This is a genomic window from Paraburkholderia sp. MM5477-R1 (genome assembly GCF_050436385.1).
In the GTDB taxonomy this organism is placed as follows: Bacteria; Pseudomonadota; Gammaproteobacteria; order Burkholderiales; family Burkholderiaceae; genus Paraburkholderia; species Paraburkholderia tuberum.
Genome location: NZ_JBNDMC010000003.1, coordinates 73,523 through 98,363, shown reverse-complemented (window position 1 = coordinate 98,363; position 24,841 = coordinate 73,523). Strand labels below are relative to the sequence as shown.

Genomic DNA, 24,841 nt, shown 5'->3' with positions numbered 1-24,841 from the left:
GGGCCTCTGGGACGGGTACTCAACGAGCTCTCACTGATCGCGGATGGCGCGAACGATGATCCCGTCCCATCCAAAAACAATCCTGTGAGCGTCCATCCGGAAGATCGCAAAACAATTGTCGCTATCTACGACAACGGTTGTAGCGGGCAACCCGGTTTCATTCACGCGAAGGTCGAACTGTTTCTTCAACGCCGAAAGCGTGTCAATTCGTTTGACGCTAAAACCTGTGTTGGGCTTGCAGGTTTCACTGTCGAAGCTCATGGATTGCGGCGTAATTGTCATCGTCATGCCGAGAATCCGTTTTGCTTCGGGGATGCCACCAGAAATATCGGCATAGTCAACTACATCGGTCACGACCCAATTGCCGATGAAATCATTAATCGTAGCGTGTGGTGGTGTTTGTGCCGCGCACACGCTTGCCGAGGCGGTCAGCGTGAGAGCCACATACGAAAAAAGCTTGTGGCCTGTCATTGTGCTGACTGCCGGAAGGGCGCGGATTCTCGTTGACGGCGGCTCGTTAGTCCCCGGCTTATCTTCGCGGGACCTATCTTTCGGCCATTGCGATCACGCGGGGTAATCATCACATTAAGCATCATTTTTTCTGCTACCGCTAGCATGTCTCCGGTATTTGCGGGACCTAACGCGTCGCGTGTGTTCTGACGTGACGAGTTATAAGCAAAAGACACGGTCGGTAATATAGCAAAAATAGAGTCGACAAAAACCCGTTCGATTTGAACTAATGCGAAATGAATATTGATGTTATCAAGATAGAAACTATTAATAAGAAGGGATAGTCGAGAACCGACGGGGACGGCGAGCGTAGACGCGCGGCGCGTGTCACAGCGTTCGACACCCGCGCGCGGGGATTGCGCTTGCTTTACACTTCACCCCTTACCGCTTGCCATCCCGCTCTGATCACGGACGCCGTCATGTTCGAAGTTTCCCCCACCTCGCATCTGCCCAAAGCCGCGCAATATGAAGAACTGGTCGCGCAGGCGCGCGCGCTGCTAGCCGGCGAAACGGACTGGATCGCCAACGCCGCGAATTTCTCGTCGTTCGTCTTTCATTCGTTGAGCGATCTGAACTGGGCCGGCTTTTACTTTCACGACGGCCGCGAACTGGTGGTCGGCCCGTTCCAGGGCAAGCCCGCGTGCGTGCGCATTGCGCTCGGCAAGGGCGTCTGCGGTACGGCCGCGCAAACCCGTCAGACCCAGGTTGTGCGCGACGTGCACGAGTTTCCCGGCCATATCGCATGCGATTCGGCGTCGCAATCGGAAATCGTCGTGCCGCTCGTCGCGCCCGACGGCACGCTGATCGGCGTGTGGGATGTCGATAGCCCGGTCGTCGCGCGCTTCGACGAGGAGGACGCGAAGGGCATGGAAGCGTTGTGCGCGGTGTTCATCGAGGCAGCGCTGCCGCGCGGCGTGTAGCGTCGCCGGTCCGCTCCGCTTCGGCGAGCAAGTCGCGTACCGCGAGGTGTAACGGAGGGGCAGGAACGCATCACGCGTCGGCGCGATGTTCGCGAAGGCGCACGCGCGCACGTATGCGGACCCGACCCTCGCGCCGATGTTGTGGCCGCGTTGGGCACGTGGGCCAGGTCGCCGGATGCGTCGTTGGCCGGCCGCAATCTGCACCAGAGGGCGCCGGCTGTGTTGGAGCAGACGGGGTGTGACGTGGCGGCTTAGAGGTTAGGGCTTGAGGTATGACAGACGCAGTAATCATGATTTCCCACTCGCGACCACGTGAAATAACCTCATGAGGTTATTTCGTCAACCCCCCACCGGTTAACGCGTGCCGACTGAGATACACGGCTCGTTAGGCCCCACCCCAAGACCTGGAGGCCATATCCCAAAAACCTGACGCGGCAATCATCTGCTAGGTTTACGCCGTCACACGGATAGAGACCATCGTATGCCCTGGAACTCCCTAGAAATTCCGCTGGAGTGCAGCTGGCAGTGCACGCTGCATGCCGCCAGCCAGTATCACAGCATGGAGCGAGAACGGCGCAGCAGCCTGTTTTGGGATCGAGATAGCAGCCGCTCGCGAGGCTGGTCGTCGTTCATGAGGGACGACAGGCGGGACGAAGAAGACGCGCGCAGACAGCTTGAACAGGACCGGCGGGATTTCGACAGGTATTTCCGGCCACGCCTGGACCTGCGGACGATCACGGGCGGTCAGGCTCTACGCGAAATCCAGATCTATGTCAGGGATGCGCTGGGTCTCGCGCACTGGAACCTACCGACCGACAACGCGAGTATCGAGCGCGTTCTCAGGCAGGCGGTGAATGATGGGCGGCTCGTCCCGGTGATCCACCGTGACCGGCGTTCCGCGCTGGGGCGTGTGTACAGCCCCACCCCTGCACCGCTGCGCTGGCCGTCATCAGGGGGTGGAGGTGGAACCTACTGGAGCCGCTCACCGAATCTGTTTCCGCCCGGCATCACCTCATTCAACGGCGAGCCGGTCCTGTCAGGCCCGTACGATCCGGCCACGTGGGAATCGCGACTGGTCGCCGCGCGCGCTGCGATGGGCGGCAGTAGCAGCGGCGGCGCCCTGCTTGGGGTAGTCGAGGCCGTGGCCGGTGCACTTGTCGGCGGCAACGCGGACATGGGCGAAGGTGACGGTGTGGCCGAGGGGTTCGCTGAATCGGCCGAGGGTACATCGACGCCGTTCAGCGGTGCGCATCCGTTCGAGTACGGCGACGACGCTGTGTCCGGTGATTCCTTCGATCTTGCGGGCAACCTGACGCCTAACAAGGGCGCGGCCGGCAGCTGGTACACGAACCCCGGCAGTGGCCAAATGCGGATGTACGGGCAAGACGGTTTTCCAGTCGTTGATTTTGATTTCGACCACGACCACGGGCAAGGCATCCCGCATGCCCACAACTGGGAGGACGCGGGCGGCCCCTTTCCCATTCGTGGGCCCGGTGTGCGGTTTTCGCCGCTACCGTGAACGCCGGTAGCCGACCATCCTGCAAGCAATCACACCCTTTCCTACCTTTGCCACTCATGAAAACCAGACATAGCTATCACGACGCCGAGCTGGTCGGCTGCGCATATTCGCGCACGGATTCCACCCTGCTGCTCAGCTTCGAATGCGCGGACGGCGCTGTGCCGAAACTGTTGTTCTCCGGAGTCTCGGCCGTACGCATCAACGATTTCTGCCAGCAGAACGTGGTGTCGCGCCTGCTCATTTCGACGTCGCATGCGTTCGCGTCCGACGAGATTCGCACCTATGTAAATTGGGCAAACAGCCAGCACGACTATCGCGCAGCGATGACGGACGAGAAAGCGCAGACAATCGATGCAGCCATTGCTGCAAAAAAGTCCATCCTGTTCGTACTGGAACCGTCCGTCGGTGCGGAAGTCGTCGCGGTGTGCCACGGGGTTCAGGAGATTGATTGACCTCCCTCGCGTCGCGAGAGGGAGGCGCTGCTTCGAACCGGGGAAATCCCGCTTCTAAAGATCAAGCGCGCCGCCGGCCGGGTCCAAAACCGCTTCGATGCCATCACACATCGACCGATACGAAGGAGTAACCGATGTCTCTGCTGAAAAGCCGCATTACCGCGACCGACAGGAAGCTCGACGAACTGAAGCAGACCCGCAAGGTCGCTGACAAAGCGCGCCGCCAGGCGCACAAGCAGACGAAGGCGGACCGCGAGCGCAAGGTGCAGCTCGTCGGCGAAGCGGTTCTACGGCGCGTGGATCGCGGCGAGTGGGCTGAGGCTGAATTCAGGCAGATGATGGACGATGCGCTATCCCGGCCCGCTGACCGGGCGCTGTTCGATCTGGATTGAACGAGACACGGCGAGGCATGGCGGCAGCGTGTCGCTGTGCGCCCTATGATGTAAGCGACACCGTTACGTCAGAGGCAAACCGTCATGAATCGGGATAGGCTAGCGACGGCTCGGCGCGAGGCCGTAAGACGCATCGCGTATAGCCTTGCCGACAGCGGCAACTATGCAGACTGTCAGGCGGTTGAAAAAGCGCTTCGCGCCCGTTATGGCGTGCTTAATTCCCGCCAGCTGCTTGCCAATCCGATCGTGCGCGCCACAATTGATCAACGCTGCGACGCCGCGCGGCCGAAACATCACGCAGCATGACGAGCAACGAATGCAGACCTAACCGGCAGCCCATGGCCGCATGGAGCGCCTATGTCCTTGCCGCGACCCTTTTATCGTTGATCGCTATTGGCGCGATTCTGCTCGATGGGTGGACATCACTGGGCGAATGTCGATAGAGCGTCATCAGTACAGGAAGGGCTCGCCGGAGCGATCCGTGCGGGCCTTTCTTTTCTGAGTTCGAATTCTGACGGTCACGGGAACGGCCCGTTGATCCTCGTTCAGCATTTGGCGATTACATCAACACAATGTCGTACTGCTCCTGACTCAAATTCGACTCCACCTGCAACGACACCGGCTTGCCGATGAAATCGATCAGCATCGCCAGATGCTGCGACTCTTCCTCGAGAAACAGATCGATCACCTGCTGCGAAGCGACCACGCGAAACTCGCGCGGATTGAACTGCCGCGACTCGCGCAAAATCTCCCGCAACACGTCATAGCACACCGTGCGCGCAGTCTTCACTTGCCCCTTGCCCTGGCAAATCGGGCAAGGCTCGCACAGCACATGCGCGAGCGACTCACGCGTACGCTTGCGCGTCATCTCGACGAGCCCGAGTTGCGAGAAACCATTGACGGTCACCCGCGTGCGATCGCGCGACAACGCCTTCTTCAATTCGCCTAGCACCTGGTCGCGATGCTCGACGTTTTCCATATCGATGAAATCGATGATGATCACGCCGCCAAGATTCCTTAGCCGCAGTTGCCGCGCGATGGTATGCGCGGCTTCGAGGTTGGTCTTGAAGATCGTGTCGTCGAAGTTGCGCGCGCCGACGTAGCCGCCGGTGTTCACATCGATCGTCGTCATCGCCTCGGTCTGGTCGATCACGAGGTAGCCGCCCGACTTCAAATCCACGCGACGCGATAGCGCGCGCTGAATCTCGGCCTCGATGTTGTACAGATCGAACAGCGGCCGCTCGCCGGTGTAGTGGTGCAGCTTCGACGATACCGCCGGTGTGAACTCGGCCGCGAAATCGGCGAGCATCTGATGCGTCTCGCGCGAATCGACCTGGATGCGCGATGTGTCATCGTTGACGAAATCACGCAGCACGCGCTGCGCGAGATTCAGATCCTGGTAGAGCAGGCTGGTGGGCGGCATGCGCTGCCCCTGCGACAGAATCGTCGCCCATGTCTTGCGCAGATACGCGACGTCGGCTGCGAGCTCTTCGCTCGTCGCATCCTCGGCGATCGTGCGCACGATGTAGCCGCCTTTCTCGTCGGCGGGCAGCACGGCGGTCAGACGCGCACGCACGGCCTCGCGCTCGGCTTCGCTTTCGATTTTCTGCGAGATGCCGATGTGCGGCTCCTGCGGCAGATACACGAGCGTGCGCCCGGCGATGCTCACTTGCGTGGACAGCCGCGCGCCCTTGGTGCCGATCGGGTCCTTGACGACCTGCACCATCAGCGTCTGACCTTCGAAGACGATCTTTTCGATCGGCTGATGCGGTGTTTGATGTTGCGCTTCGCCGGAGATGCGCGGATGCCAGATGTCGGCGACATGAAGAAACGCGGCGCGTTCGAGGCCGATGTCGATGAACGCCGATTGCATGCCGGGCAGCACGCGCACGACCTTGCCGAGATAGACATTGCCGACGCGGCCGCGCGACAGCGTTCGTTCGACATGAAGTTCCTGGACGGCGCCCTGTTGAACGAGCGCGACGCGCGTTTCCTGCGGCGTGACATTGATCAGGATTTCTTCATTCATGGTGTTGTTCTAGAAGTCGATGCGCGCTGCACGCAGGAGGGCAGCGGTTTCAAAAAGCGGCAAACCCATAATACCCGAATAGGACCCGTCTATATGCTCGATAAACTCCGCCGCGCGTCCCTGCACGCCATACGCCCCCGCCTTGCCGAGCGGCTCACCGCTCGTCGCGTAGCGACGCAACGCGTCTGCGTGCACTGCAGCAAAACGCACCTTCGAGACCGACAACGCCGCGGGCAGCAGCGCGCCGTTGGCATCGATCACGGCGAGCGCGGTCAGCACTTCGTGCGTGCGGCCCGCGAGACGTGTGAGCATGGCGACCGCATCGCCGGCATCGATGGGCTTGCCGAGAATCGCGTCGTCGATCGTGACGGTGGTGTCGGCGACGAGTATCGGCCGCACCTCGTGACCGCCGTCGAGGAGCCGCGCGCGGGCCGCCTGCGCCTTCGCGATGCACACGCGCTGCACGTAGTCGCGCGCGTGTTCGCCGGGCCGTTCGGCTTCGAGCGCTTCGGCGTCTTCATCGGGGCGCGGCAGCAGCAATTCGAAACGCACGCCGAGCTGTTGCAGCAGCTCCTGGCGGCGCGGACTTTGCGAGGCGAGGTAGACGAACGGATGCAGCGAAGCGGAGGGCGTTGGCATGAACGGGTCTCGATGGAGCGGGAAACGGATGGCGCGGGGTGGTGAGCGCGGGTGGGCGTGGAAGAATGAGCGGGGCGAGGTTGACCCGGTGATCCGATCGATGCGCTGCATCCACTAGCGGCATCGATGCACGGCGCGTCGGGCGCATCATCGCATGAAGCAGCCGCAATACGCTCAAGCGTATGGAGCTGAGCGCCCGCGACGCGTCAGCAGCAACGAATCGTTGCCAGGCGTCGCCGCGCAAGGCTCCAGCGCCTACGCGCGATGATACGGATGATTTTGCGTGATGGTCCACGCCCGATAAAGCTGTTCGGCCAGCAGCACGCGCACCATCGCGTGCGGCAGCGTGAGGCTCGACACGCGCAGCATCATATCGGCGCGTGCCTTCAGCTCGGGATCGAGCCCGTCCGCGCCGCCGATCAGAAAGGCCACGTCGCGGCCGTCTTGCTGCCAGCCCGGCAACGCGCCCGCGAGCTGCATCGTGGTCCAGTCCTTGCCGCGTTCGTCGAGCGCGACGATGCGTGCGTTCTTCGGCAACGCGGCTTCGATCTTCTGCCGTTCGGCGGCCATCACGCTTTCGGCCGAACGGCCCGACGAGCGCTGCTCCGGTTTGATCTCGCGCAGTTCGATGCGCAACTCGGGCGGCATGCGTTTCGCGTATTCGTCGAAGCCGGTCGCGATCCAGTCCGGCATCTTGTGGCCGACGGCGAGGATATGCAGTTTCATCGCGAGGACAGTAGCGCTGTGCCCGACACGGCCCGCTTACTTGCGGCGCGCCGTGGTCTTGCGCGCGGGCTTCGCGGCGGGCACTTCCTCGTCTTCCTCGTCGTCGGGCTCGCTTGCGCGCGCGCCGCCGAACGGATTCGGCGTCGACAGCTTGATGCGCACCGGCTTGTCGCCCCAGATTTCCTCGAGGTTGTAGTACTGGCGCAGCGCCGGCTGCAGGATGTGCACGATCGCGTCGCCGCAATCGACCAGCACCCATTCGCCGATATCCTCGCCCTCGGTGCTGATGATCTCGCCGCCGGCTTCCTTCACGCCTTCGCGCACGCTCGACGCGAGCGCCTTGGTTTGCCGGTTCGACGTGCCGCTCGCGACGATCACGCGATCGAACAGCGAGGTCAGGTGGCTGGTGTTGAACACTTTGATGTCTTGCGCCTTGACGTCTTCGAGAGAGTCGACGATTACGCGTTGCAGTTTGCGAATATCCATGGAGTTACCGGTGGTACAGATGATGTTGAAGAATATAGTCCCACACCGCGGCGGGGACGTGACTCGCGGCCCGATCCTGGCTTGTGCCGCCCGCACCCGCGTGGGCGAGCCGCTGGTTGACCTGCTCGCGCAGATGCGCGCGAATGTCGGTGGCCGATACGTTGAACGCGAGCGTCGTGTCGATCAGCAGATGGCCGCAGGGTGTGGCCTGCAGCACGTCGGCGCGCGCACGGCGCGCGGCGATTTCCTTGGCGACCGCGGGGGCGACCGACGCGAGGTCGAAGCCGGGCCGCGTGGCCGCGCCGATATGCGCGAGCTCGAACAGGCGCCGCCAGTCGCGCCATGTGTCGAGATGCACCAGTTGATCCGCGCCGATCAGCAGCGTGATCGATGCGTCGTCGCCTTCGCGCTCGCGCCAGCATTGCAGCGTCTCGACCGTGTAGGTCGCGCCATCGTGCTCGATTTCGTCGGTCGCGACGCGTACCGTCACGCCGGGGATCGCGAGCGACGCGGCCGCCGCGCGCGTCATCGCGAGCCGATGTTCGGCGGGCGACACGTCGGCTTTCTGCCACGGCTGGCCGGCCGGCAGCAGCACCAGTTCGGTCAGCCGCAGCACGTCGGCGAACCGCCGCGCAAGCGCGAGGTGGCCGTCGTGGATCGGATCGAATGTGCCGCCCAGCAGACCGATCCGGCGAGGCAGGGCGACAGGGTGAGCGTTCGGCTTCAGGTGAGGGTCCTTTGTCGTGACCGTAAGCGAGACAGGTGGCGCGTCATACCCACTCGCGCGGCACGAGGAAATCGCTGTACAAACGCGCTTCCGGCGTGCCCGGCTCGGGGTGCCAGTCGTAGCGCCAGTTCGCCACGGGCGGCATCGACATCAGGATCGATTCGGTGCGTCCGCCGCTCTGCAGCCCAAACAGTGTGCCACGGTCGAAGACCAGATTGAACTCGACGTAGCGGCCGCGCCGGTAAGCCTGGAACGCGCGCTCGGCTTCGCCGTACGGCGTGTCGCGGCGCCGCTCGATGATCGGCAGGTACGCCTTGAGAAAGCCTTCGCCGACGCTTTTGAGCATCGCGAACGATTGCTCGAAGCCCGGCACCGAGAAATCGTCGAAGAAAATCCCGCCGATGCCGCGCGGCTCGTTGCGGTGCTTCAGGAAGAAGTACTCGTCGCACCAGCGCTTGAAGCGCGGGTACAGATCCGCGCCATACGGCGCGAGCGCGTCGCGGCAGACCTGATGGAACTGCCGGGCGTCCTCTTCGTAGCCGTAGTAGGGCGTCAGGTCCATGCCGCCGCCGAACCAGAACACCGGTTCTTCGCCTTCCCTCGTCGCGACGAGCAGGCGCACGTTCATGTGCACGGTCGGGCAGTGCGGATTGTGCGGATGCAGCACGAGCGACACGCCCATCGCCTCGAAGCCGCGCCCGGCCAGTTGCGGCCGCGCGGCGCTTGCCGAGCCCGGCAGCGCGTCGCCCGCGACGTCCGAGAAGCCGATGCCCGCGCGCTCGAAGAACTGGCCGCCTTCGAGAATCCGCGTGACGCCGCCGCCGCGCAGCTTCTCGCCGGGCGCGCGCTGCCACGCGTCGGTAGCGAACGCGGAGCCGTCGAAGGCGCCGAGCGTGTCCGCGATATGCGATTGCAGGCCTTGCAGCCAGCTGCGCACGGCTTGTGCGTCGTAGCTCGAATTGCTCATGAATGCAGGTGCTGGGGCGGCACGCTCGTCGTGCCGCGGGTTCTTCGAAAGAAAGCGATGGCCGCGTTCGCGCCGGGTCTCTGCGAACCTGGACCGCTGGTTCGGATTGCCTGGTTGCCGGAGGCGAACATCAGAGGCGGCTTGCCGCTTCAGTCGATTCGCGGGCTCCGGGCCCGTCTGCCGCGACGAGCGGGACAGATTCAGTGTAGCGCGCGTCGTGTAACGTGCCCGCACGGCGGCGCCTGTGGCACCGGCAGTGCGCCGCCCGCACGGCGTCCAGCGCTAGCGAAGCTTACTTGCCGTCGTGCTTGCGGTTGAGCGCGCGATAGCCGATGTCGCGGCGGTACTGCATGCCGTCGAACGCGATCTGGTTGATCGTGTGGTACGCGGCCGCCTGCGCGGTGCGCACCGAATCCGCGAGACCGACGACGCACAGCACGCGCCCGCCCGAGGTGGTCAGCTTGCCGTCCGTCAGCGTGGTGCCGGCGTGGAACGTGACTGAATCCGCGGTTTCGGCGGGAATGCCGTTGATGCGGTCGCCCTTCCTCGGCGTGTCCGGGTAGTTGTGCGCGGCGAGCACGACACCGAGCGCGGTGCGGCGGTCCCATTCGAGCTCGACGGTGTCGAGCGTGCCGGCGATCGCGTGTTCCACCACTTTCGAATAGTCGCCTTTCAGACGCGCCATGATCGGCTGCGTTTCGGGGTCGCCCATCCGGCAGTTGAATTCGAGCGTCTTCGGGTTGCCTTGCGCGTCGATCATCAGGCCCGCGTACAGGAAGCCGGTGTAGCGGATACCTTCCTTCTCCATGCCGCGCACGGTCGGCAGGATGATTTCGCGCATCACGCGCGCATGCAGCTGCGGCGTGACGATCGGCGCGGGCGAGTAGGCGCCCATGCCGCCCGTGTTCGGGCCCTGGTCGCCGTCGAGCAGACGCTTGTGATCCTGGCTCGACGCGAGCGCGAGCACGTGCTTGCCGTCCACCATCACGATGAAGCTCGCTTCCTCGCCGGCGAGGAACTCCTCGATTACGACGCGCGCGCCGGCGTCGCCGAGCTTGTTGTCCGACAGCATCATGTCGACCGCGGCGTGCGCTTCTTGCAGCGTTTGCGCGACCACCACGCCTTTGCCGGCGGCGAGGCCGTCGGCCTTGATCACGATCGGCGCGCCCTTGGCGTCCAGATACGCGTGCGCGGCGGCGACGTCGGCGAAGGTTTCGTACTCGGCCGTCGGGATGCCGTGGCGCTTCATGAACGCTTTGGCGAAATCTTTCGAGCTTTCGAGCTGGGCGGCCTCTTTGGTCGGCCCGAAGATCTTCAGACCGCGCGAGCGGAACAGGTTGACGATGCCTGCCGCGAGCGGCGCTTCCGGCCCGACCAGCGTGAACGCGATCTGTTCTTTTTCGACGAAATCAGCGAGCGCGGCCGGCTCGGTGATGTCGAGGTTGAGCAGACGCTCATCCTGAGCGGTGCCGCCGTTGCCCGGCGCGACGTAGACGAGCTGGACCCGCGGCGATTGCGCGAGCTTCCATGCCAGCGCATGTTCGCGACCGCCGGAACCGACGACGAGTAACTTCATGTGAATCCCCGAGACTTGAAAACCATAAACGGCCGAGCGGTGTGCTCAGCCGTGCAATAAACCATCAACAGCAAGGGCAAACGATGCCAGAGCCCGGCGCGCCATCACTCGCCGGCGATCGACGCGTTTGTATAGACTTCCTGCACGTCGTCCAGATTTTCCAGCGCGTCGAGCAGCTTCTGCATTTTCACGGCATCGTCGCCGGTGAATTCGACTTCGGTCTGCGGCTTCATCGTGACTTCGGCCAGTTCGGCCTTGAAGCCCGCCGTTTCGAGTGCAGCCTTTACTTTCGAAAAATCGTTCGGCGGGCACAGCACCTCGATACTGCCGTCCTCGTTCGTCACGACGTCGTCGGCACCCGCTTCGAGCGCGGCTTCCATCAGCGCGTCTTCGGCGGTGCCGGGAGCGAACAGGAACTGGCCGACGTGATCGAACATGAACGACACCGAGCCGTCGGTGCCCATGTTGCCGCCGTTCTTCGAGAACGCGTGACGCACTTCCGCGACCGTGCGGGTGCGGTTGTCGGTCATGGTGTCGACGATCACCGCCGCGCCGCCGATGCCATAGCCTTCGTAGCGGATTTCCTCGTAGTTCGCGCCGTCCGCGCCGCCGACACCGCGCTGGATCGCGCGGTTGATGTTGTCTTTCGGCATGTTGGCGTCGTACGCCTTGTCGACCGCGAGCCGCAGACGCGGGTTCGAGTCGATTTCGCCGCCGCCCAGACGGGCCGCAACCTGGATTTCCTTGATGAGCCGCGTCCACACCTTGCCGCGCTTGGCATCGGCCGCTGCTTTCTTATGCTTGATGTTGGCCCATTTCGAATGACCCGCCATACTTTTCTCCGTCGCGCGCGCCAGCGGGGCGCACGCATAGTGCAATTGTCGTTGCGATGTCGGGCGCCTCGCGTGTTGCGCCTCGATGTCAATCCGTCAGGTGAAAGGCTGCCGGCCGCTCGTGCTTGTCGCTCGTGTTGGCCCGTCGAGGCGGCCACCTGTGCCGCCGATCTCAGCCTGGCCGTTCCCGCGCGTCGTTCCGCGCTTGCCCGCCGGTAGGTGTTCGTGCCGGTTCGTGCATGATCGGCCGGCCAGGCGGAGCCGCAGGGCGGCAACGCGGCGGAGCGGCGCAGCTTGCGCGGCCAGGCGCCGCATGACCTGATGCGAAAGCGCGGGGCGCCAGTCGAAATTGCAGGCGGTGGTGCGAGTGATCGTGCGGGTCGAGGCGCTCCGTCGAGCGGATTCGAATTTTATCATGCCGCGAGGGTGCGGCAGAGGGGGCCGCGCCGCGAAACCGGCCGCAAATGCCATGAAATCGACGCGAAAATGAATGGAGGCGGCGCGGATGTGTCGCCGGGAGGGCCGGATGCGGGCGAAAGCGGGGCCGGTTCCGGGGCGGCGGCATCGCCAGGCCACCCCGCTGGCCCCCGGCGCGTCAGTTCTTCGTACCGAACAACCGGTCGCCCGCGTCGCCCAGGCCCGGCACGATGTACGCATGCTCGTTCAGATGCGAATCGAGCGACGCGATGAACAGCTTGACGTCCGGGTGCGCGTCCTGGAACACCTGCACGCCCTCGGGCGCGGCGACGAGCGCGAGGAACATGATGTTCTCGGCCGCCACGTTGCGGCGCTTGAGCACATCGACCGCGTGCACGGCCGAGTAGCCGGTCGCGACCATCGGATCGCAGAGGATGAACACGCGGTCTTCGAGGTCCGGCAGCCGCACCAGGTATTCGACCGGCCGATGATCCTCCGCGCGATACACGCCGATATGGCCGACGCGCGCCGACGGCACCAGCTCGAGCAGGCCGTCCGACATGCCGACGCCCGCGCGCAGCACCGGCACGATCGCGAGCTTCTTGCCGGCGATCACCGGCGCGTCGATCTCGACGAGCGGCGTGGTGATGCGGCGCGTGGTCATTGGCAGGTTGCGGGTGATTTCGTAGCCCATCAGCAGCGTGATTTCGCGCAGCAGTTCGCGGAACGTGCGCGTCGACGTGTCCCGGTCGCGCATGTGCGACAGCTTGTGCTGGATCAGCGGGTGATCGAGGATGAAGAGATTGGGGAAACGGCTGTCCTGGGTCATGGCGGGCTCGCGCGCGGCGGCAAGGTGGATCGGTTCGGCGCGCTCATCCGTTGGCTCAGTCCGCGCTCGAAGGTCGGACGAACGGTGGAAAAGCGCGCCACCGCGCGAGTTTACCGAAAGAGTACCGCCCGGCGATACCTGAGATTGTAGCGACGCGGCACAGTCCGGCACCGATTCTTCTAGAATCTGGGGAAACTTCGCCACGAGGGCATACACATGGACATGGGAATCGCAGGACGCCGCGCGCTGGTTTGCGCGGCGAGCAAAGGTCTGGGACGCGGCTGCGCGGAAGCGCTCGCCGCCGAAGGCGTCGACCTGACGATCGTCGCGCGCACCGCCGAAACGCTCGAAGCGACCGCCGAGGCGATCCGCAAGCAGAGCGGCGTCGAGGTGAAGACCGTCGCATGCGACATCACCACGCCTGAAGGGCGCGCGGCCGCGCTCGCGGCCTGCCCGCAGCCGGACATTCTCGTCAACAACGCGGGCGGACCGCCGCCGGGCGATTTCCGCAACTTCACGCACGAGGACTGGATCCGCGCGCTCGAAGCCAACATGCTGACGCCGATAGAGCTGATCCGTCAGACCATCGACACGATGAGCGCGCGCGGCTTCGGGCGCATCGTCAACATCACGAGCTCGGCGGTGAAGGCGCCGATCGACGTGCTCGGCCTGTCGAACGGCGCGCGCTCCGGCCTGACCGGTTTCGTCGCGGGGCTCGCGCGCAAGGTCGCGCCGACCGGCGTGACGATCAACAACCTGCTGCCGGGCCTGTTCGATACCGACCGTATCGCGGTCACATTCGAGGCGCAGGCGAAGACGCACAACATTTCGATCGACGAAGCGCGCAAGCAGCGCATGAAGACGATCCCCGCCGGCCGCTTCGGTAATCGCGAAGAATTCGGCCGCGCCTGCGCGTTCCTGTGCAGCACGCACGCGGGTTACATCACCGGGCAGAACTGGTTGATCGACGGCGGCGCCTATCCCGGTACGTACTGAGCAGGCACGTACCGAGCCGCCGCGCGCGAACGACACCCGTCACATCACAACAACGATAGTCACAAGGGTTTGAGGAGTCTTACGTCATGAGCACCCGCATAGCGCTGATCGCGCACGATCACAAGAAGGACGACATCGTCAAACTGGCCGGCGAATACGTCGACACGCTCGCGCGCTGCGAGATCGTCGCAACTGGCACGACCGGCGGACGCATCAGCGACGCGCACGGCCTGACGGTCGAGCGCATGCTGTCGGGCCCGCACGGCGGCGACCTGCAGATCGGCGCGCAGCTCGCCGAAGGGCGCGTCGACATGGTGATTTTCCTGCGCGACCCGATGACGCCGCAGCCGCACGAGCCGGACATCAACGCGCTAGTGCGCGCGTGCGACGTGCACAACATTCCGTGCGCGACGAACATTTCGACCGCCCGCATGGTGCTCGACGTGCTGACGCTGCGCCTGTCCGGCGAGGCGTGAGCGCGCGCGTCGCCGCACCCACATCCATACAGATGAAGGAGACGTGATGGTCAAGGCAATCCGTTTCGACAAAACCGGCGGCCCCGAAGTCATGAAATGGGTCGACGTCGAGGTGGGCGAGCCCGGCGCGGGCGAGATCCGCATTCGCCAGACGGCGGTCGGCCTCAATTACATCGACGTGTATTTCCGCACCGGTCTGTATCCGCTGCCGCTGCCGGGAGGGCTCGGCATGGAAGCGGCCGGCGAGGTCAGCGCGGTGGGCTCGGGCGTGACCGGTCTGAAGGTCGGCGATCGCGTCGCGTACGTCGCGCGGCCGCCCGGCGCGTATGCGCAGGAGCGCGTGCTGCAGGCCGCGCTGGTCGTCAAGCTGCCCGATGCGATCAGCGACGAGCAGGCCGCGTCGGTGATGCTGCAAGGCTTGACTGCGCAATATCTGCTGCGCCGCACGTATCGCGTGAAGGCCGGTGACACGATCCTCATTCAGGCCGCAGCGGGCGGCGTCGGCCTGCTCGTGTGCCAGTGGGCGAAGGCGCTCGGCGCGACGGTGATCGGCACGGTCGGTTCCGACGAGAAAGCCGAGATCGCGAAAGCGCACGGCTGCGATCACGCGATCGTCTATACGCGCGAGAACTTCACGAAGCGCGTACGCGAGATCACCAACGGCGCGGGCGTGCCGGTCGTCTACGATTCGATCGGCAAGGACACCTTCGAAAAGTCGCTCGACTGTCTCGCGCCGCTCGGCCTGTTCGTGAGCTTCGGCAACGCGTCGGGTCCGCTGCCGCCGATCGATTCGTCGGAATTCGCGGGGCGCGGCTCGCTGTTCTTTACACGACCGACGCTCTTCACCTATATGGCGAAACGCAGCGACTACGAGGCGATGTCGGCCGAGCTGTTCGACGTGCTGAGCTCGGGCAAGGTCAAGACGAGCATCAATCAGCGCTATGCGCTGCCGGACGTCGGGCAGGCACATGCGGACCTCGAAGGGCGCCGCACGACGGGGTCGACGATCATGCTGCCATAAAAAGTGGCAGCATGGCCTCGGGCTGCGCTGCACGTCATCCATCAGGGCCGTTTCATCGCGAGATGAAACGGCCTTGTCCGTTTACGCGATTTTTACGCGCACCCCACGATCTTTGACCAGCCCTTTAGGCCGATCGGCATACCGTTCTATCCATCCAAAGTCCGTGAATGGAGAACGAGAATGGATGTGCTGTATGTCGGGGGCCTGGCGCTGTTTGCCTTGCTGACCTTTGGGCTGATTGGCGGCTGCGAGAAGCTGATGCAGTTGCGCCGCGGACAAGGAGCGCGCTGATGACCTGGATGCTGTGGCTGGCCGGCGCGTCCACCGCGCTGCTGTTCGTATATCTCGTGTATGCGCTGCTGCGCGCGGAGGACATTGAATGAACACGAACGATGTCCTGCAGGCGAGTCTTTTTATTGTCGTGCTACTGGCCGCCGCGGTGCCGATGGCGAGCTATCTCGGCGCCGTGATGGACGGCAGTTCGCGCGTGGTGCGCTTCGGCGCGCCGCTCGAACGGCTGCTTTACCGTATCGCGGGCGTCGATCCAGCGGCGGAAATGGGCTGGAGGCACTACGCGGTCGCCACGCTCGCGTTCAACGTGCTCGGCGCGGCGTTCCTGTACGTGCTGCTGCGCGTGCAAGGGTGGCTGCCCGGCAATCCGCAGCAGTTCGGCGCGATGTCGGTCGACAGCGCCTTCAACACCGCGGTCAGCTTCGTGACCAACACCAACTGGCAGGACTACACGCCCGAGCAGACCGTCGGCTATCTGACGCAGATGCTCGGCCTGACCGTGCAGAACTTCCTGTCGGCGGCGACCGGCATCGTCGTCGTGTTCGCGTTGATGCGCGGCTTCGCGCGTCATACGGCGAAGACGATCGGCAACTTCTGGGTCGACATCACGCGCGTGACGATGTACGTCCTGCTGCCGATGGCGGCGATCATCGCCGCACTGCTGATGAGTCAGGGCGTGATTCAGAACTTCAAGGCATATCAGGAGGTGCCGACGCTGCAGACCACCACCTACGCCGCGCCGAAGCTCGACGCGCAAGGCAATCCGGTGAAGGACGCGAAGGGCGATCCGGTGACGCTCGACACGCCCGTGAAGACGCAGACCATCGCGATGGGCCCGGTCGCGTCGCAGGAAGCGATCAAGATGCTCGGCACCAACGGCGGCGGCTTCTTCAACGGCAACTCCGCGCATCCGTACGAAAACCCGACGCCGTTCTCGAACTTCGTACAGATCATCTCGATCCTGATCATCCCGGCGGCGCTCGCGCTCGTGTTCGGCCGCGTGATCGGCGACCGGCGGCAGGGCGTCGCGGTGCTCGCGGCGATGACGATCGCGTTCGGCGTTTGCGTGTTCGGCGAGATCAGCGCCGAGCAGAGCGGCAATCCCGCGTTCACGGCGCTCAACATCGACCAGTCGGCGAACGCGCTGCAGGCGGGCGGCAATGCGGAGGGCAAGGAAACGCGCTTCGGCATCGCGCAGTCGGGCATCTTCACGGTCGCGACGACGGCGGCTTCGTGCGGCGCGGTCGACAACATGCACGATTCGTTGACGCCGCTCGGCGGCCTGTATCCGATGCTGCTGATCCAGCTCGGCGAAGTGATCTTCGGCGGTGTCGGTTCCGGCATGTACGGGATGCTCGTGTTCGCGCTGCTCGCGGTGTTCGTCGCGGGACTGATGATCGGGCGTACTCCTGAATATGTCGGCAAGAAGATCGAGGCCTACGAGATGAAGATGGTGTCGATCGTCGTGCTGCTCACGCCGCTGCTCGTGCTGGTGGGTACCTCGATCGCGGTGCTCAGCGAGGCGGGCAAGGCCGGCATCGCAAACCCTGGCGCACACGGCTTCTCCGAGATCCTCTATGCGTTCAGCTCGGCGGCGAACAACAACGGTAGCGCGTTCGCGGGTCTCACGGTGAATACGCCGTTCTACAACTGGCTCACCGCGATCGCGATGTGGTTCGGCCGCTTCGGCACGATCGTGCCGGTGCTCGCGATCGCCGGTTCGCTCGCCGCGAAGAAGCGCATCGCCGTCACCGGCGGCACGCTGCCGACGCACGGACCGCTGTTCGTCGTGCTGCTGCTCGGCACGGTGCTGCTGGTCGGCGCGCTGACCTATGTCCCGGCGCTCGCGCTCGGTCCCGGAGTCGAGCAACTGATGATGATCGGCGCGCACTGACCCACGGCAGTGACCCACGGCCGCGAGCCAACGACCGAACAGGCGCTTGCACGCCGCAAGCCTGCAAGCGCCCACGGACATTCGAGGATTCAATGACTGAACATAACGCTACCCGGTCCATGTTCGACCCGGCGCTGCTGCGCCCGGCGATCGTGGACTCCTTTAAAAAGCTCACGCCGCGCACGCAGTTTCGCAACCCGGTGATGTTCTGCGTGTACGTCGGCAGCATCCTGACGACCATTCTGTGGATCGCCGCGCTCGGCGGTCAGGCCGAGGCGCCCGCGGGCTTCATCCTCGCGGTCACGCTGTGGCTGTGGTTCACGGTGCTGTTCGCGAACTTCGCGGAGGCGCTCGCCGAAGGCCGCTCGAAAGCGCAGGCCGCGTCGCTGCGCAGCGCGAAGAAAGACGTGATGGCGAAGAAGCTCAACGAGCCGCATCCGAAGTCGCCGATCCGCATCACGACCGCGACCGATCTGCGCCGTGGCGACGTCGTGCTGGTCGAGACCGGCGACGTGATCCCGGCCGACGGCGAAGTGATCGAGGGCGTCGCTTCGGTCGACGAATCGGCGATCACCGGTGAATCGGCGCCGGTGATCCGCGAGTCGGGCGGCGACTTTTCGTCGGTGACGGGCGGCACGCGGGTGCTGTCGGACTGGATCGTCGTGCGCGTCACGGCCAATCCGGGCGAGGCGTTCCTCGACCGCATGATCGCGATGGTCGAAGGCGCGAAGCGTCAGAAGACGCCGAACGAAATCGCGCTCACCATCCTGCTCGTCGCGCTGACCATCGTGATGCTGCTCGCCACCGCGACGCTGCTGCCGTTCTCGATGTTCTCCGTCGAAGCCGCGAAAGCGGGCCACGTGGTGACGATCACCGCGCTCGCCGCGCTGCTCGTGTGTCTGATCCCGACGACGATCGGCGGCCTGTTGTCGGCGATCGGCGTGGCCGGGATGAGCCGCATGATGCAGGCGAACGTGATCGCGACCTCGGGCCGTGCCGTCGAAGCGGCCGGCGACGTCGACGTGCTGCTGCTCGACAAGACCGGCACGATCACGCTCGGCAACCGCCAGGCGTCGCAGTTTCTGCCCGCGCCGGGTCTGACCGAAGAGGCGCTTGCCGATGCCGCGCAGCTGTCGTCGCTCGCCGACGAAACGCCGGAAGGCCGCAGCATCGTCGTGCTCGCGAAGCAGCGCTTCAATATCCGTCAGCGCGATATGGCCTCGCTGCATGCGGTGTTTCTCGCGTTCACCGCGCAGACCCGCATGAGCGGCGTCGATCTCTCCCCCCAGGGGACTTCCTCCGGGGCGCCGAACCGTGAAATCCGTAAGGGCGCGGCCGATGCGGTCAAGCACTATGTCGAAGCGAACGGCGGCCGTTTCCCGAATGAAGTCAGCAACGCGGTCGCCGATGTCGCGCGACGCGGCAGCACACCGCTGGTGGTCGCCGAGAAAGGCGAGCAGGGCGCGCGCGTGCTCGGCGTGATCGAGTTGAAGGACGTCGTGAAGGGCGGCATCAAGGAGCGCTTCGCCGAGCTGCGCAAGATGGGCATCAAGACCGTGATGGTGACGGGCGACAACCGCCTGACCGCCGCCGCGATTGCGGCCGAAGCGGGCGTCGACGACTTCCTTGCCGAGGCGACACCCGAAACGAAGCTCGCGACGATTCGCGCGCATCAGGCCGAAGGGCGTCTGGTCGCGATGACCGGCGACGGCACCAACGACGCGCCCGCGCTCGCGCAGGCCGACGTCGCGGTCGCGATGAACACCGGCACGCAGGCGGCAAAAGAGGCCGGCAATATGGTCGACCTCGATTCGAATCCGACCAAGCTGATCGAGATCGTCGAGATCGGCAAGCAGATGTTGATGACGCGCGGGTCGTTGACCACATTCTCGATCGCCAACGACCTCGCCAAGTACTTCGCGATCATCCCGGCCGCGTTCGCGTCGACGTATCCGGCGTTGAACGCGCTGAACGTGATGCATCTGGCGACGCCGACCTCGGCAATCATGTCGGCGGTGATCTTCAACGCGCTGATCATCGTGCTGCTGATTCCGCTGGCGCTGAAGGGCGTGCGCTATCGCGCTCTCGGTGCTGCGATCCTGCTGCGCCGCAATCTGCTGATCTATGGCCTTGGCGGGATCATCGTGCCGTTCATCGGCATCAAGCTGATCGATATGGTGCTCGCCGCGTTCGGCTGGGTTTGAGCGCAGTGACCATGTGATGAAAAGGGAAAGAGACCCATCATGAAGAATCTGTTCCGTCCGCTGATAGTGATCTTCGCGGTGCTGACCGCGATCACAGGACTCGCCTATCCCGCCGTGATGACCGCGTTCGGCCAGGCGGCGTTCCACCAACAGGCCAACGGCAGCCTCATCGAGCAGAACGGCAAGGTGGTCGGCTCACAGCTGATCGGCCAGCAGTTCGACGCGCCCCAGTACTTCTGGGGCCGGCTGTCGGCGACGAGCCCGATGCCGTACAACCCGCAGAGCTCGGGCGGCTCGAACCTCGGGCCGAACAACCCCGCGCTGCTCGACGAGATCAAGGGCCGTCTCGCGGCGCTGAAGGCGGCGGGCACCGACATGTCGAAGCCGGTGCCGGTCGATCTGGTCACATCGTCGGGCAGCGGGCTCGATCCGGAGATCAGTCCGGCCGCGGCCGCGTATCAGCTCGAGCGGGTCGCGCAGGCCCGTCACCTCGCGCCGAACGACGTGCAGGCGCTCGTCGAGCGCTACACGAAGGGGCGCCAGTTCGGCGTGCTCGGCGAGCCGCGCGTGAATGTGCTGAAGCTCAATCTCGCGCTCGATGAAATGAAGCGCGGCTGACACTGAACGCATCGACGACGCACCAGCCGCAATTGCGGTTCATCGATGAAACAGCGGCGTTTCGCGTGGCGCCGCGCCGCCATTTGCGGGCCGGCGCGGGCCGTGCCACCATGCAGACACCGCCGCTCGTACGACTATCAAAACCACTGCGCATGAACCGCCCCGATCCTGACCAACTGCTCGACAAGCTGCAGCGCGACGAAGAAAAACGCCAGCGCGGCCGGCTGAAGGTTTTCTTCGGCGCGTCGGCCGGCGTCGGCAAGACCTATGCGATGCTGCAGGCCGCGAGCCGCCGCCAGCAAGAAGGGGTCGACGTGCTGGTCGGCATCGCCGAAACGCATGGACGCAGCGATACCGCCGCGTTGCTCGCGGGGCTCGACGTGCTGCCGCTGGCGCAGATCGAGTATCGCGGCCGCAAGCTCGGCGAGTTCGATCTCGACGCCGCGCTCGCGCGCAAGCCGCAACTGATCCTCGTCGACGAACTCGCGCATTCGAACCTGCAGGGCGCGCGTCATCTGAAGCGCTGGCAGGACGTCTACGAACTGCTCGACGCGGGCATCGACGTTTATACGACCGTCAACGTGCAGCACCTGGAGAGCCTGAACGACGTGGTCGGCCAGATCACCGGCATCCGGGTGTGGGAGACCGTGCCCGATCGCGTGTTCGATCATGCCGACGAAGTCACGCTCGTCGATCTGCCGGCCGAGGAACTGCTCGACCGCATGCGCGACGGCAAGGTCTACATGGCGCAGCAGGCCGAGCGCGCGGTGCGCAACTTCTTTCGCAAGGGCAACCTGATCGCGCTGCGCGAACTCGCGCTGCGCCGCACCGCCGATCGGGTCGACGCGCAGATGCGCGAGTACCGCGCCGATCGGTCGATCCAGCGTATCTGGCAGGCGCGCGAGCGGCTGCTGGTGTGCGTCGGTCCTGGTCCCGAAGCGCCGGCGCTGGTGCGCTCGGCGGCGCGCCTCGCCGCGAGCCTGAGGGCCGACTGGCTCGCGGTCTATGTCGAAACGCCCGCGTTGCAGCGCCTACCCGACGCGCGCCGCGAACGCACGCTGAACGCGCTGAAGCTCGCCGCCGAACTCGGCGCCGAAACCGCGACGCTCGCCGCCACCGATGCCCTCGACGCGTTGATCGGTTACGCGCAGGCGCGCAACGTATCGAAGCTGGTGGCGGGCGCATCGTCGCGCACGGGCGCGAGCCGCTGGCTGCGCCGGCCGCTGGGCGAGCGCATCGCCGAGAAGAGCGGCGATCTCGATCTCACGCTGATTCGCGTATCGTCGGAGCGCGACGGCGGCGAGCAGCGGCGGCTGTTGAACACGACCGCGAACGCTTGGCGCGAGGCGTTGAGCGCGGCCCGCGAGCGTCGCTCGCCGCCGCGCGCGTACGCGTTCGCGCTCGCGATCGGCGCGGCGATCACGTTGCTGTCGAGCCAGTTGATCGACCGCATCGATCTGACCAACCTCGTGATGCTGTATTTGCTCGGCGTGATCTTCACCGCGGTGAAGCTCGGGCGCGGGCCGGGTGTCGTGCTGTCGTTCGCGAGCGTCGCCGCGTTCGATTTCTTCTTCGTGCCGCCGCGCATGTCGCTGTCGGTCTCCGACACGCAATACCTGCTGACGTTCTTCGGCATGCTGCTGACCTCGCTCGTGATCAGCCATCTGACTTCGAGCCTGCGCCACGAGGCGAGCGTCGCGCGACGCCGCGAGCAGCGCACCGGCGCGATGTATGAGATGGCGCGCGAGCTCGCCGCGGCGCTCGCGACCGAGCAGATCGTCGGCATCGGCACCCGGCACGTGAGCGAGGTGTTCGGCGCGCGTGTGGCGATCCTGCTGCCCGACAGCGCCGACCAGATCAAACAGAAGATCGAGGACCCCGACGCGGCGATCACGCTCGAAGGCGACGCGCTCGATCTCGATGTCGGCCAATGGGTCTACGATCAGCAGAAGCCGGCCGGCCACGGCACCGATACGCTGCCGGCCGCCGCGGCGCTGTATCTGCCGCTGAAGGCGCCGATGCGCACGCGCGGCGTGCTCGCGGTGGTCGTGCGTGACGAGCGCGAGCTGACCGTGCCCGAACAGCGCCGCATGCTCGATGCGTTCGCCGCGCAGATCGCGCTCGCGCTCGAACGGGTGCACTACGTCGATATCGCGCGCGATGCGCTCGTCAACATGGAGTCGGAGCGGCTGCGCAATTCGCTGCTGTCGGCGATTTCGCACGATCTGCGCACGCCGCTGACGACGATCGTCGGGTTTTCGTCGATGCTCGCGCAGGGGCGGCAGGCGGGACAGGGGCGGACAGCAGGCGAGGTGAATGCTTCTTTGCGGACCGACGCGCAATCCGCCGCGCGGCGTGACGACGAACTCGTCGACGCAATCCACGAAGAAGCGCTGCGCATGACCGGCATCGTCACGAATCTGCTCGACATGGCGCGCTTGCAGGCCGGCAGCCTGCAACTGAACCAGCAATGGACGCTGCTCGAGGAGACCGTCGGCGCCGCGCTGCGCGCGTGCAAGCGTGTGCTCGCGGATCATCCGGTGCGGGTTACGCTGCCCGCCGATCTGCCGCTGCTGCATCTCGACGCGGTGTTGATGGAGCGCCTGTTCTCGAACCTGTTCGAGAACGCGGCCAAATACACGGCGTCCGGCACGCCGCTCGCGATCGGCGCGCAGCAGATCGACGCGGACGGCACGCCGTTCGTGCGCATCACGATCGACGACAACGGCCCCGGCCTGCCCGCCGGCATGGAAGCGCGCGTGTTCGAGAAGTTCACGCGCGGCGAGAAGGAGTCGGCGAAACCAGGCATCGGCCTTGGGCTCGCGATCTGCCGCGCGATCGTCGAGGCACACGGCGGTACAATCGGCGCGCTCAACCGGCTGGCCGCGGATGGCCACGTCGAGGGCGCGCGCTTCTGGTTCACGCTGCCGGTCAAGACGCCGCCCGACGCACCCGAGACGTTTGATACGCTCGAAGACGAAGGCGCAGCCACCGACACCGACACCGCCGCCGACCTCAACCCGCTCACCCGCCCCGCCCATGAGTGACCTGAGCATCACCGTCGTTCTGATCGAAGACGAGAAGCAGATTCGCCGCTTCGTGCGCACGGCGCTCGAAGGCGAGGGCATCGCCGTGTACGACGCCGAGACCGGCAAGCAGGGGCTCGTCGAAGCGGCGACGCGCAAGCCCGATCTCGTGATCGTCGATCTGGGCCTGCCCGACACCGACGGCCTCGACGTGATCCGCGAGCTGCGCGGCTGGAGCGAGCTGCCGGTGATCGTGCTGTCGGCGCGTACCCAGGAAAGCGAAAAGGTCGCCGCGCTCGACGCCGGCGCCGACGATTACCTGACCAAGCCGTTCGGCGTGTCGGAGTTGCTTGCGCGGATCCGCGCGCATCTGCGGCGGCGCAATCACGGCGGCGCGAACGAATCGCCGCAGGTGCGCTTCGGTGCGGTCACCGTCGACCTCGCGCTGCGCCAGGTTACGCGCGACGGCGCCGCGGTCCATCTGACGCCGATCGAATACCGGCTGCTCGCGACGCTCGTGCGCCATGCGGGCCGCGTGCTCACGCACCGGCAGTTGCTGCGCGACGTGTGGGGGCCGTCGCACGTCGAGAGTCACCACTATCTGCGCATCTACATGGCGCATCTGCGCGGCAAGCTCGAGCGCGATCCGGCGCAGCCGGAGCATATCGTCACGGAGACGGGCGTCGGGTACCGGCTGGTGGGTGCGGTGTGAGTTCGTCCGCGATGCCGCTTCGTTATAATCTCCCGACGTAAGGACGACCTTGCGCCTGCATCAATCATCGGGGACGGCCCCATTTTTCATGGAGCTGTGTCGATGTCCTGGTTTCTTCTCCTGATTGCCGGTCTGCTCGAAGTCGCGTGGGCGGCCGGTCTCAAAACTTCCGAAGGTTTCACCCGCTTGTGGCCGTCCGTCTTCACGGTCGTGACCGCGCTCGGCAGCTTCGTGCTGCTCGCGCTCGCGATGCGCCAGTTGCCGCTCGGCACAGCCTATGCTGTCTGGACAGGGATCGGCGCGGTCGGCGCGTTCATCTTCGGCGTCGTGATGATGGGCGAGGCGTTGACGGTCGCGCGCGCCGCCAGTGCGTCGCTGATCGTGATCGGCCTCGTCGGCCTGAAGCTGTCGTCGGGGCACTGACCGGGCGGCCACCTGCGCTCGGGGCGCGGCCGCCATTGCCTGCAAGCCACAGCGAAGGCTTCGCCGCTCTGCGTTCTGCGAATTATCGTAGCTATAATGAGACAGAAACGACCTTGAAATTGCCCGCGGCCTGGCTGGCGCGGCCAGCTTGGCGAGCC

At 65.1% G+C, this 24,841-nt stretch carries 25 protein-coding genes; 15 read left to right on the top strand and 10 right to left on the bottom strand.

Annotated features, from left to right (window positions below; genetic code table 11):
• Positions 1-30: 30 nt before the first annotated feature.
• Positions 31-471: a hypothetical protein gene (locus tag OKW35_RS03760; RefSeq protein WP_429551266.1), complete on the bottom strand. Its 441-nt coding sequence runs from the start codon at positions 469-471 to the stop codon at positions 31-33.
• A 458-nt stretch (positions 472-929) separates the two neighbouring features.
• On the opposite strand from OKW35_RS03760, the gene OKW35_RS03755 reads away from it, so the two are divergent.
• The 4 genes from OKW35_RS03755 to OKW35_RS03740 all read left to right on the top strand — a co-directional run bounded on the left by OKW35_RS03755 (position 930) and on the right by OKW35_RS03740 (position 3,793).
• Positions 930-1,430, top strand: coding sequence for a GAF domain-containing protein (locus OKW35_RS03755; protein WP_184059394.1), 501 nt, complete (start codon positions 930-932; stop codon positions 1,428-1,430).
• Positions 1,431-1,911: 481 nt separating this feature from the next.
• Positions 1,912-2,949 (top strand): hypothetical protein, encoded by a 1,038-nt coding sequence (locus OKW35_RS03750; protein WP_429551265.1) that lies wholly within the window; start codon positions 1,912-1,914, stop codon positions 2,947-2,949.
• 56 nt (positions 2,950-3,005) lie between these two features.
• Entirely contained in the window at positions 3,006-3,401 is a 396-nt protein-coding gene (locus tag OKW35_RS03745) for a hypothetical protein (RefSeq protein ID WP_184059778.1), read from the top strand.
• A gap of 134 nt (positions 3,402-3,535) precedes the next feature.
• Positions 3,536-3,793 (top strand): hypothetical protein, encoded by a 258-nt coding sequence (locus OKW35_RS03740; RefSeq protein ID WP_187610994.1) that lies wholly within the window; start codon positions 3,536-3,538, stop codon positions 3,791-3,793.
• A 559-nt stretch (positions 3,794-4,352) separates the two neighbouring features.
• Here OKW35_RS03740 and rng read toward each other — a convergent pair.
• The 9 genes from rng to upp form a co-directional block, all read right to left on the bottom strand.
• Positions 4,353-5,822, bottom strand: coding sequence for a ribonuclease G (gene rng, locus OKW35_RS03735; RefSeq protein WP_429551264.1), 1,470 nt, complete (start codon positions 5,820-5,822; stop codon positions 4,353-4,355).
• 9 nt (positions 5,823-5,831) lie between these two features.
• Positions 5,832-6,461 (bottom strand): Maf family protein, encoded by a 630-nt coding sequence (locus tag OKW35_RS03730; protein WP_429406853.1) that lies wholly within the window; start codon positions 6,459-6,461, stop codon positions 5,832-5,834.
• A 255-nt stretch (positions 6,462-6,716) separates the two neighbouring features.
• On the bottom strand, positions 6,717-7,187 hold the full coding sequence (gene rlmH, locus OKW35_RS03725; RefSeq protein ID WP_008919684.1) for a 23S rRNA (pseudouridine(1915)-N(3))-methyltransferase RlmH: 471 nt from the start codon (positions 7,185-7,187) through the stop codon (positions 6,717-6,719).
• Between the two features lie 36 nt (positions 7,188-7,223).
• Positions 7,224-7,673: a ribosome silencing factor gene (gene rsfS / locus OKW35_RS03720; RefSeq protein ID WP_429406851.1), complete on the bottom strand. Its 450-nt coding sequence runs from the start codon at positions 7,671-7,673 to the stop codon at positions 7,224-7,226.
• Between the two features lie 4 nt (positions 7,674-7,677).
• Positions 7,678-8,400 (bottom strand): nicotinate-nucleotide adenylyltransferase, encoded by a 723-nt coding sequence (locus OKW35_RS03715; RefSeq protein WP_221307877.1) that lies wholly within the window; start codon positions 8,398-8,400, stop codon positions 7,678-7,680.
• A gap of 43 nt (positions 8,401-8,443) precedes the next feature.
• Complete coding sequence (hemF, locus tag OKW35_RS03710; RefSeq protein ID WP_184059379.1) at positions 8,444-9,367, bottom strand: oxygen-dependent coproporphyrinogen oxidase; 924 nt, start codon at positions 9,365-9,367, stop codon at positions 8,444-8,446.
• 292 nt (positions 9,368-9,659) lie between these two features.
• Positions 9,660-10,943, bottom strand: a complete 1,284-nt coding sequence (purD, locus tag OKW35_RS03705; RefSeq protein ID WP_184059377.1) for a phosphoribosylamine--glycine ligase — start codon at positions 10,941-10,943, stop codon at positions 9,660-9,662.
• Positions 10,944-11,047: 104 nt separating this feature from the next.
• Positions 11,048-11,776 (bottom strand): YebC/PmpR family DNA-binding transcriptional regulator, encoded by a 729-nt coding sequence (locus tag OKW35_RS03700; protein ID WP_018419973.1) that lies wholly within the window; start codon positions 11,774-11,776, stop codon positions 11,048-11,050.
• Between the two features lie 595 nt (positions 11,777-12,371).
• Positions 12,372-13,022 carry a uracil phosphoribosyltransferase gene (upp, locus tag OKW35_RS03695; protein ID WP_026225693.1) on the bottom strand — a complete coding sequence of 217 codons (651 nt, stop codon included), beginning with the start codon at positions 13,020-13,022 and terminating at the stop codon, positions 12,372-12,374.
• Between the two features lie 216 nt (positions 13,023-13,238).
• Here upp and OKW35_RS03690 point away from each other — a divergent pair, with 216 nt between their 5' ends.
• The 11 genes from OKW35_RS03690 to sugE all read left to right on the top strand — a co-directional run bounded on the left by OKW35_RS03690 (position 13,239) and on the right by sugE (position 24,683).
• A complete protein-coding gene (locus OKW35_RS03690; RefSeq protein WP_090803723.1) occupies positions 13,239-14,018 on the top strand; it encodes an SDR family oxidoreductase in 780 nt (259 codons plus the stop codon).
• Between the two features lie 86 nt (positions 14,019-14,104).
• A complete protein-coding gene (locus OKW35_RS03685; RefSeq protein ID WP_013088898.1) occupies positions 14,105-14,494 on the top strand; it encodes a methylglyoxal synthase in 390 nt (129 codons plus the stop codon).
• A gap of 46 nt (positions 14,495-14,540) precedes the next feature.
• Entirely contained in the window at positions 14,541-15,515 is a 975-nt protein-coding gene (locus OKW35_RS03680; RefSeq protein ID WP_429551263.1) for a quinone oxidoreductase family protein, read from the top strand.
• 180 nt (positions 15,516-15,695) lie between these two features.
• A complete protein-coding gene (locus tag OKW35_RS03675) occupies positions 15,696-15,806 on the top strand; it encodes a hypothetical protein (RefSeq protein ID WP_018419977.1) in 111 nt (36 codons plus the stop codon).
• On the top strand, positions 15,806-15,898 hold the full coding sequence (kdpF, locus tag OKW35_RS03670; RefSeq protein ID WP_013088901.1) for a K(+)-transporting ATPase subunit F: 93 nt from the start codon (positions 15,806-15,808) through the stop codon (positions 15,896-15,898). Before OKW35_RS03675 ends, kdpF begins: the two co-directional genes overlap by 1 nt.
• Positions 15,895-17,700, top strand: a complete 1,806-nt coding sequence (kdpA, locus tag OKW35_RS03665) for a potassium-transporting ATPase subunit KdpA (RefSeq protein WP_184059372.1) — start codon at positions 15,895-15,897, stop codon at positions 17,698-17,700. The genes kdpF and kdpA overlap by 4 nt, the downstream gene beginning before the upstream one ends.
• A gap of 92 nt (positions 17,701-17,792) precedes the next feature.
• A complete protein-coding gene (kdpB, locus tag OKW35_RS03660; RefSeq protein ID WP_429551262.1) occupies positions 17,793-19,904 on the top strand; it encodes a potassium-transporting ATPase subunit KdpB in 2,112 nt (703 codons plus the stop codon).
• Between the two features lie 39 nt (positions 19,905-19,943).
• Positions 19,944-20,522, top strand: coding sequence for a potassium-transporting ATPase subunit KdpC (gene kdpC / locus OKW35_RS03655; RefSeq protein WP_429551261.1), 579 nt, complete (start codon positions 19,944-19,946; stop codon positions 20,520-20,522).
• Positions 20,523-20,674: 152 nt separating this feature from the next.
• On the top strand, positions 20,675-23,569 hold the full coding sequence (locus OKW35_RS03650) for a DUF4118 domain-containing protein (protein WP_429551260.1): 2,895 nt from the start codon (positions 20,675-20,677) through the stop codon (positions 23,567-23,569).
• A complete protein-coding gene (kdpE, locus tag OKW35_RS03645) occupies positions 23,562-24,260 on the top strand; it encodes a two-component system response regulator KdpE (RefSeq protein ID WP_176109149.1) in 699 nt (232 codons plus the stop codon). Before OKW35_RS03650 ends, kdpE begins: the two co-directional genes overlap by 8 nt.
• A gap of 102 nt (positions 24,261-24,362) precedes the next feature.
• Positions 24,363-24,683, top strand: a complete 321-nt coding sequence (sugE, locus tag OKW35_RS03640; RefSeq protein WP_187610984.1) for a quaternary ammonium compound efflux SMR transporter SugE — start codon at positions 24,363-24,365, stop codon at positions 24,681-24,683.
• Positions 24,684-24,841 lie beyond the last annotated feature (158 nt).